Origin of the sequence: Okeania sp. SIO3B5 (genome assembly GCF_010692555.1) — a bacterium.
Taxonomy (GTDB): Bacteria; Cyanobacteriota; Cyanobacteriia; order Cyanobacteriales; family Microcoleaceae; genus Okeania.
This window is the reverse complement of record NZ_JAAHHG010000417.1, coordinates 1-9006: the sequence shown is the minus strand read 5'-3', so window position 1 is coordinate 9006 and position 9006 is coordinate 1. Positions and strand designations below refer to the sequence as shown.

Annotated in this window: 4 protein-coding genes; 2 read left to right on the top strand and 2 right to left on the bottom strand. The window is 41.4% G+C overall.

What is annotated here, in order from left to right; all coding sequences use genetic code 11:
- On the top strand, nucleotides 1–441 hold a 441-nt coding region (locus tag F6K54_RS33990), incomplete at its 5' end, for a Mur ligase family protein (RefSeq protein WP_293087971.1).
- Between the two features lie 178 nt (nucleotides 442–619).
- Here F6K54_RS33990 and F6K54_RS33985 read toward each other — a convergent pair.
- Together F6K54_RS33985 and F6K54_RS33980 are read right to left on the bottom strand one after the other, a co-directional pair.
- The gene (locus tag F6K54_RS33985) at nucleotides 620–4948 is read right to left on the bottom strand and encodes a HEAT repeat domain-containing protein (protein ID WP_293087969.1); all 4329 of its coding nucleotides are present in this window, start codon (nucleotides 4946–4948) and stop codon (nucleotides 620–622) included.
- Nucleotides 4949–5373: 425 nt separating this feature from the next.
- On the bottom strand, nucleotides 5374–6429 hold the full coding sequence (locus F6K54_RS33980; protein WP_293087967.1) for a glucokinase: 1056 nt from the start codon (nucleotides 6427–6429) through the stop codon (nucleotides 5374–5376).
- A gap of 656 nt (nucleotides 6430–7085) precedes the next feature.
- On the opposite strand from F6K54_RS33980, the gene F6K54_RS33975 reads away from it, so the two are divergent.
- Nucleotides 7086–8912, top strand: a complete 1827-nt coding sequence (locus tag F6K54_RS33975) for a serine/threonine-protein kinase (RefSeq protein WP_293087965.1) — start codon at nucleotides 7086–7088, stop codon at nucleotides 8910–8912.
- Nucleotides 8913–9006 lie beyond the last annotated feature (94 nt).

The window sequence follows — 9006 nt, the reverse complement described above, 5'->3', positions numbered from 1 at the left end:
TGTATCATAGTTGACTATGCTCATACTCCCGATAGTTTAGAGAATTTATTAAAAGCAGCACGACCTTTTATTCCCGGTCGGATGATTTGTGTATTTGGTTGTGGAGGCGATCGCGACCGCACTAAGAGGCCAAAAATGGGTAAAATAGCTGCCGAATTATCAGATTTAGCTGTAGTGACTTCTGATAACCCCCGCACAGAAGACCCGGAAAAAATATTACAGGATATTTTAGAGGGAATATCTCCAGAAGTTAAGCCTTTAGTAATAGGCGATCGCTCCCAAGCTATTCGTACTGCCATTATGGAAGCAAAACCTGGAGATGGGATATTAATAGCAGGAAAAGGTCACGAAGATTATCAAATTTTGGGAACAGAAAAAATCCATTTTGATGACCGGGAGCAAGCAAGGGATGCTTTGAAAGATAAGTATGGTTTGAGTTAAAAGTAAGGTAGATGTAGGGTTGGGTTTTGCGTTTCGCTTAGAGGTTGTCTGAGAAGTCTCATTTGCTACATTAAAGCCCCCTAAATCCCCCAAAATTGGGGGACTTTTAGAAGCAAATTGACTCTTGTTCCCCCCAGAATTGGGGGGCTAGGGGGGCAAAATTACGAAAAATATCTAATTATACACAATCTGTAGGGGCGATTCGCGAATCGCCCCTACTTCGTTTGGAGCCAATATCGCCAATTGTTATAATTCCAGAATTGCCAGAAACATCTATTTGCCTAATATTGTCACCACCAGCGCTATAAACATCACGCCCCACTGAAATATTCTCCCGAACTTCTGACTTAACCTCTTCCCACCCACCATCCGGTAAACCTTTACCCCCACACAATAACGCTACCGGAAAATCCTCTGTCTGAGAAAAATCAAAAATAGGGGTTTGCTTCCTCCCTAATTGTCGAGCGCTTTCAGGAACAGTTTTTCCCACATAATTCATTAAATTGGAAACCGTGACAAATTTATCTCCTGGTTTATTGCCACCACCATGTAATGCTTCCAGAAAATGGTCTGTGTAGATACTCATTTTTCCATCGGAGCGTATCCATGATGACTCCTCTCCTGTGGATGAGGTAAAAACTGCTCGCCCTGTTCCTTTTCTTAACTCTTCTATTAAGTTTTTCGGGAGGGCGGTTTGACTGAAGTTTTCCGGTAATTCTAGTTCCTCTGTTTCTTTAGCAGTTGCCATTCCTTGGGCGTGACAACTATCTATAATTACTAATAGTTTTTGGGCAGATATTTGCTGGAGGGCGTTGTTAAATTCTGTTGCTGGTAATGCTGTTTTTTGTAGTTTTAATGGCTTAGTATCGTGGGGGATTAAATAATAGTTTTGGGTTGATTTATCTAGCCAATCATGACCGGAATAATAGACTAATATTGTGGCTTCTGGGTCGTTTTTTGCTTGTTCTTGGAGCCAGTTTAAATTGTCTAAAATGTTTTGTTTTGTTGCTTGTTCATTGCGGAGGAAGCGGAGATAATTTTGATTGTCAATGTAACCACATAAGTCGGGGTTTATGAGAAATGATTTGATGGCTTGAACGTCTTTAACTGTGACGGGAAGTGACCAGTTGGGGTATTTACAGTCGCCGACTCCTATTAGTAGGGCGTAGTTGTGAGAAAGTGTGTTAGACATGGGTATTTTCGGGGTTGGTTTGTAGTATTGAAGGCGTTGTTGGATAGTTTGAATGGCGTAGATAGTTTCAGATAGACTTTGGTTTACAAAGCGATCGTTTTGTAGTTTTTTTGTTAACTCAACAATTGTGTTTTCTGAACCTATTTTACCCAGAGCTTCTGCTGCATTCTTACGCACATCAGAGTCTGAGTATTCTAGGAGTTGAATTAACCCAGGAATTACAGAAGGTGAGTCGATGTCCAAAAGAATATCCACTGCCCTATAGTAAATATCTGGATCGGTATCTTCATCTTCTAAAAGTTCAATGAACATAGGAATCATTACTTTATTTAAACTTGTAATAGCTGCTTCTGAAACTATTTTCTTTGAAGCATCCGCTACTATAAATAATAAATCTGTATCATATTTGTTTAAGATTAAGATTTTAATTAAAACTTCAATTGCCAATTCTGAGCCAATTTTACTCAAATCATTTATGACAGCCGATATTATATCTATGTATTCAATGTCTTCTGGATATTCTATGTCTTCTAGAGGTTTAATTGACCCATGAATTGCAATTTCCGATTCAATAATTTCAGCTAAAGCATCTGCTATGCTAGAAGGGAAAATTGAACTGGAGTATTCGTATTTTAAGAATATCATTAAGCTCCGAATAGCACTTTTCGGATCAATTTCATCTTGAGAATATGTGCAACTCATCGGATAATCATAGTCGTAGTCTATGTATTCTGAATGTTTAATTGACTTATAACTTACACTTTTAAAGCCAATTTTTTCTATAAGATATGCTGCAGTTTTACGCAAGTCTGTGTTTGGATGTTCTAAGAGTTTAGTCAACTCAAAAATCACAGTTCCCGAGCCAATTTTACCCAGAGTATTTGCTACAGTTTCACGCACACTATAGTCTGAGTTTTCTAAGAGTTTAATTAACTCCGGAATTGCTGTTTCTGAGCCAATTTCACCCAGAGCTTCTGCTGCACTTTCACGCACACTATAGTCTGAGTTTTCTAAGAGTTTAATTAGCTCTGGAATTGCTGTTTCGGAACCAATTTCACCCAGAGCTTCTGCTGCACTCTCACGCACACTATAGTCTGAGTTTTCTAAGAGTTTAATTAGCTCTGGAATTGCTGTTTCGGAACCAATTTCACCCAGAGCTTTTTCTGCACTATAACGCACAAGATAGTCTGAGTCTTCTAGTAGTTTAATTAATCCCGGAACAGCAGTTTTCGAGCGGATTTCACCCAGAGTATCTGCTGCACCTCGACGCACATATTTGTCTGAGTCTTCCAATAATTTAACCAACCCCGGAACAGCAACATCCGACTTCGTTAACGCTGCCAACCTAACCTTCACCAACACAGGCAACTCCAATTGCTCAACCTCCCCAAACACCCTCTCCTGAAACCTCCGTTGCACCTCTCCCACCAACCTCGCCCCCAAAAACCAATCTACCTCCAACGCCAACCTTACCACCCGCACCGCCAACTCCTCATCCTCCACCAACCCCAACATCAACCCCACTACTTCCGTCCACTTCAAATAATTCAAATAATCCCACTGCAACTCATAGTCACTCAAACCATCCAACTGCCATAACAACCTTTCCGCCACATAATACTCCTGCAACAACTGATGGCGAAACGAAATCTGACCATCATCTCCCACCTGAATCAAATGATGCTCCAATAAATCTTCCAACCAACGCATCGCACAGTCAGTCGTAGCTACCACCTCCCCTCGCAAAAACTCCGTCAATACCTCCTCAGCTTTTTGTCGAGAAATAGCAACCATAATCTCAGTTTTCGACTCCCCATTCGTCATCACCCACGCCAACTCCTGCAATAACCTATCCCACCAACGTCGAGAATTTTCATCAACGGGAACATCCTGCTTCAGACGAATACTATAAATCTGAGTAAAAAGACGAAACACCAACCCCAAATTAGCAGGTACTACATTGTTATGAGCAAACACATCACACAACATCAACAAAAACATGGGAGTTTCCCCCAACTCCCGCAACCTCCCCTGCAACTGCTGCCATAATTTTTCACCATCAAAAGGCAAATAAGCACAGACAAACTCCTGCATTTGAGATTCCGTCAGAGGCTGCATTTCCAACCTTTTCTCAATCCCCAAATCTCCCCCCAAACTCAAATCTCGCGTGGTAAACACCATCGCTGTTTGCGGGTAGTCTTGCCGAAACATTCTCAAGAGTTGTCGTGCCGCTTCCGATGCCATCTCGTTAAACCCATCGAATAGGAGCAAAAATTCACCTTGACGGAGCAAAGTTTCTAGAGTTGCTGTATCTATATTTATGGTGGGGTGGTGTTTGTGGATAAAAGCTTGAATTCTGGAAAGTATAGAAGTTTGACTGTAGCGGAGTTCGATGAGGATGGGAATTTTGGGTCGATCCCCCCCTGCCCCCCTTAGAAAGGGGGGAGTTTTTCCTGTTTCCCCTGTTTCCAAGGGATGAGTTTCTCTTGTTTCCCCTCTCCCCAAAGGAGTTTCTGTTGTTTGTCCTTCATCCTTTCTTAGAAAGGCAGGAGTTTCTCTTGTTTCCCCCCTTGGAAAGGGGGGACTAAGGGGGGATCTCAATTTTTCTGCCTCGGAAATAGAAGCACTATCAATTTGTGTGTTTGCTGTTGCGGAAGTGTCAGGTTTTCGATCCCCCCCAACCCCCCTTAGAAAGGGGGGAGTTTCTTTTATTTCCCCTGTTTCCAAAGGAGTTTCTGTTGTTTGTCCTTCATCCTTCCTTTGAAAGGGAGAAGTTTCTCTTGTCTCCCCCCTTGGAAAGGGGGGACTAAGGGGGGATCTCAATTTTTCTGCTTCTTCTAAGAGTCGATCCCCCCCAACCCCCCTTAGAAAGGGGGGAGTTTCTTGTATTTCCCCTGTTTCCAAAGGAGTTTCTGTTGTTTGTCCTTCATCCTTCCTTTGAAAGGCAGGAGTTTCTCTTGTTTCCCCCCTTGGAAAGGGGGGACTAAGGGGGGATCTTAATTTCTCCGCCTCCTCCAACAATAATCTGGCCAAAGCAGTAGATTTTCCCGAACCCGGCCGCCCCACCAACAAAACATGATTTGGAGCATATTTGCGCAAACCCTCCAAAACTGTTAACCGTTCAATTTTATATTCTGGTCTTTCCCCCTGTTTTTCCTCCGACTCAATAGTTTGTACCATCAAACCCAAATCCAACAGTGGGGAAATATGTTGCTGCTGCTGAAGAGACTTTTTTCCTCTCACATCCGTCAGAGTATAAACCTCCCACCATTTAGCATAGTACTGACAAACAGATTCTAGATAGGGCGTCCACATAAAGTCAAAATTCAAAAGTCAAAAGTCAAAAGTTAGAAGTATTTTAAGTCAAAAGTCAAAAGTCAAAAGTGAGAAATTTTAAATTAAAAGTTAGAATTTAGGAGATTCAGTAGTATTTTAAGTCAAAAGTCAACAGTTGCAACAGTTTCGCTAAGGCGATCGATAGTAACGGTACGGAAAGAAAGGCAGGAGACAGGAGGGAAGAAAAGGCGCTTACGAGAAAAAGTTTTTGCATCACTAATTATCTGGACATGATATTAATCAGGGTTTTAAGAATTCTCACAGCACCTCAAGTGGTCTAATCGTAATTTTTTGTACCAAAACTACCGATCGCCCAATTACTTCAATATTTAATCTCCCCTACTCCCCTACTCCCCTACTCCCTCACTCCCTTACTCCCCCACTCCCCTACTTAGTATCATTGCCTATAAATTAGAAGCACGAATCGCCGCACCAATTAATCCCACTTTAGGGTTTAACACAATATGAACAGGTACTTTTTCTAACAATGGTCTCATTCGCCCCTTATGATGAAAAGCTTCCATAAAAGCACCTGACTTCATCAGTGGCAGGATTTTAGCAGCGATACCACCTGCTATATATAAACCACTATAAGGTAAAAGCTTCAATGCTAAATTACCTGCTTCCGCTCCATAAGCTCCCACAAAAAGCTCGAAAACTTTCTCGCACAGGCGATCGCTGTTTTCCAACGCAGCTTTCCCAATAACTGCACCTGGATCTACTGTAATTTCATCTGAGCCAATTTCTGTTTCCCACTTTCTTACTAATTCCCCTATCTCAGGAGATTCAGCAGCAGATTTGCGATCGCGTAAAAATTGATAAATTGCCACAATTCCCATACCTGAAACTACCCTTTCTACAGAAACTCGGTCTATATTATGCTTTGCTAACAAATATTTTAATAGATCAAATTCTAACTCAGAGCGTGGTGCAAAATCTGTATGACCCCCCTCTGTGGGATAAACCCTGACTGCTCCTCCTCCTCGAATTAAAAAGCATTCTCCTAATCCCGTACCTGCACCAATTACAGCTATTGGTGTATCATCTTGAGGTTCACCAGCTTGTAAAGTCTCCAAATCATTGTCAGTTAAACCCAAAATTCCATAACCCACTGCTTCAAAATCGTTGATCAGGCTAACTTGGGATATCCCTAATCCACTTTCTAGCAATTTAGCATCCAGCATCCAAGGTAGGTTAGTTAATTTAACAGTATTATTTACGACCGGACCAGCGATCGCAAAACACGCTTTTTCTGGTTGGAATTGCTCACCCAATTTCTCATTTGCTTCTGCCAAAAATTTTTGTACTATAGGTACTAAATCTGGAAAATCGTTACTGGGGTAACGATTCTCATAGAGACTCTGAAATTCCACGGTAGCCTTGGATTCTTCTCGTTTAGCCTCTACCAGTTGTAGTATTGTTTTAGTACCACCAATGTCACCAGCTAGTAGCAATGTCATAGATTATATCCTCCTAAACAACTATTTAGTTTTTATTATCATACAGCACTTCCCGTTGTTATGAGGTACTTATGTTTATGGTTTTAGGGAATAGGGAATAGGGAATAGGGAACAGGGAACAGGGAGGAAACAGGTAGGGACGTTGCATGCAACGTCCCTACAGATGTTGTTCGGGAGCAAGTAATCAAAAGGGTATTCATAATTCTTATGTTGATTACGGTTAGTCCAAATATCTTAGTTCTTACAGCATATTTCGGACAAACGATGTACAAATTTGAATGGTAAAATCATTGTAGTGCGGGCATCTTGCCCGCGACAGATGTACCTCAGAACAACGGGAACCGCTGTATGTTAATTCAGCAATGCCGTTTTTTATTATACTCATTGACTAAATTTTGGTATAATGTAGTAATGATCTTTCAATTGTATAGCGTTTTCCAAGATTGTGAGGTACAGTTATGTTTTTGTTTTTCTATTTTAGATTAAACCTCTAGCAAAAGTATTAATTAAATCAATTCAAGAGATGAAATTAACATTTAATTCCCCTATTCCCTATTCCCTATTCCCTATTCCCTGACTTCTGCAAAAAGTCTATTTTTAAATCATACTTCTTCCTTCTTCCTTCTTCTTTCAACTAAATTATTACCCATAAAAATATGAGTTATTGCTACAATCCTACTTGCCAAAAACCTCAAAACCCAGATAAAAATAGATTTTGCCAAAGTTGCGGTGCAAAACTCATCCTGAGAGAACATTACCGCCTCCTAAAACCAATAGGAATAGGTACATTTAGCAGAACATTTTTGGCAGTTGATGAAGATATTCCTTCAAAACCAATATGTGTAATTAAACAATTTTTACCTGTAGGAATTCCCGGCAAAAATGCAGCACAAAATATTAGTGAAATAGAAAAAGCGTCAGCCTTATTTGACCGAGAAGCATTACAACTAGACAAACTAGGAAAACATCCACAAATTCCTAGTTTATTAGCCTATTTTGTTGTATCATCTTATAGATATTTAGTACAAGAATATATAGAAGGTAAAAATTTAGCTCAAGAATTAAAAGAACAGGGGACATTTAATGAACAAAAAATTAGAAAATTTCTGAGAGAAATACTGCCAGTTTTGCAGTTCATCCACAAAAATCAAGTAATTCATCGGGATATTAAACCAGAAAATATTATTCGTCGTGGTACTAATGAGAGTGAATATGACTGGGGCATAAATTTATATTTAGTAGGTTTCGGCGCTGCCAAAGCTATTTCTGCTAATCCCGCAGTCAAAAGTGGTACGGTTATCGGTTCTCCAGAATATACTGCACCAGAACAGTTAATTGGTCAAGCAGTATTTGCTAGCGATATCTATAGTTTAGGTGTTGTCTGCATTCAGTTAATGACTCTACTCGACCCCTTTGACTTACGCCATGGTGAAGAATGGTTATGGCAGCAACATTTACCTAGACCTGTCAGCACATCTTTAAATAATATTATTGATCGAATGTTACAACCATCGCTGCAACAACGTTATCATTCAGTAGAAGAAGTACTGAAAGATTTAATGCAAACTACAAAGAGTTCTTGGGAAGGGTATGAAAGTTTAGAAAGTCACGGCGATAAAGTCAGAACTGTAGCATTTAGTATTGACGGTCAGACTTTGGTGAGTGGGGGTGAGGATAATAGCATTAAAGTCTGGACTCTGAAGACTGGTAGCGAACCCCGTACTTTGGGGGGGTGGATGTTTAGTCATTCGGGATGGGTGCAGGAGATTGCTTTTAGTTCAGATGGTCAGACTTTGGTGAGTGGTAGTAATGATGGCACTGTAAAAGTTTGGAATTTGGGTACTGGTAAGTTAGTGCGCACTCTAGGCGGTTGGTTGGGTCAAGATTGGGGTCCTGTGCAGGCGATCGCTATTAGTCAAGATGGTCAGATATTGGCAAGCGGTCATAGTGACAAAACGGTGAAGGTTTGGTATCTCAACAGTGGGAAAATGCGAGGATATTTGAAAGGTCATACTGCATGGGTGGAGTCGGTTGCTATTAGTCCTGACGGCAAGGTTTTAGCGAGTGGGAGTGGGGATAAGACGATTAAGTTGTGGGATGTGGGGACAGGGAGGTTATTGTTGACCTTGGCTGGTCATAGTGATGTGGTGCGGAGTGTGGCGATCGCTCCTGATGGTCAGATATTAGCGAGTGGGAGTAGTGACAATACTATTAGGTTGTGGCAGTTAGCAACTGGAGATTTATTGGGAACATTGCAGCATCCTGATGGAGTGAATGCAGTTGCTATTAGTCCTGATGGTTTGATTTTAGCAAGTGGATGTCGAGATGGGAATTTGTATTTATGGAACCCTTATACGATGGAGGAGTTAGGAGTATTGAGTCAGGAAGCAGCAGTTAATGCAGTAACGTTTAGTGTAGATGGTCAAATGTTGGCAGCAGGTTGTGGTGATGGGAGTGTGGGTATTTGGCGGAGGTTGAGTTAGAGTGGGGAGTAGGGAGTGGGGGAGTGGGGGAGTGGGGGGGTGGGGGAGTGGGGGAGGGGGGGGGGGGGGGGTGGGGGAGGAGGGGCGGGGGGTG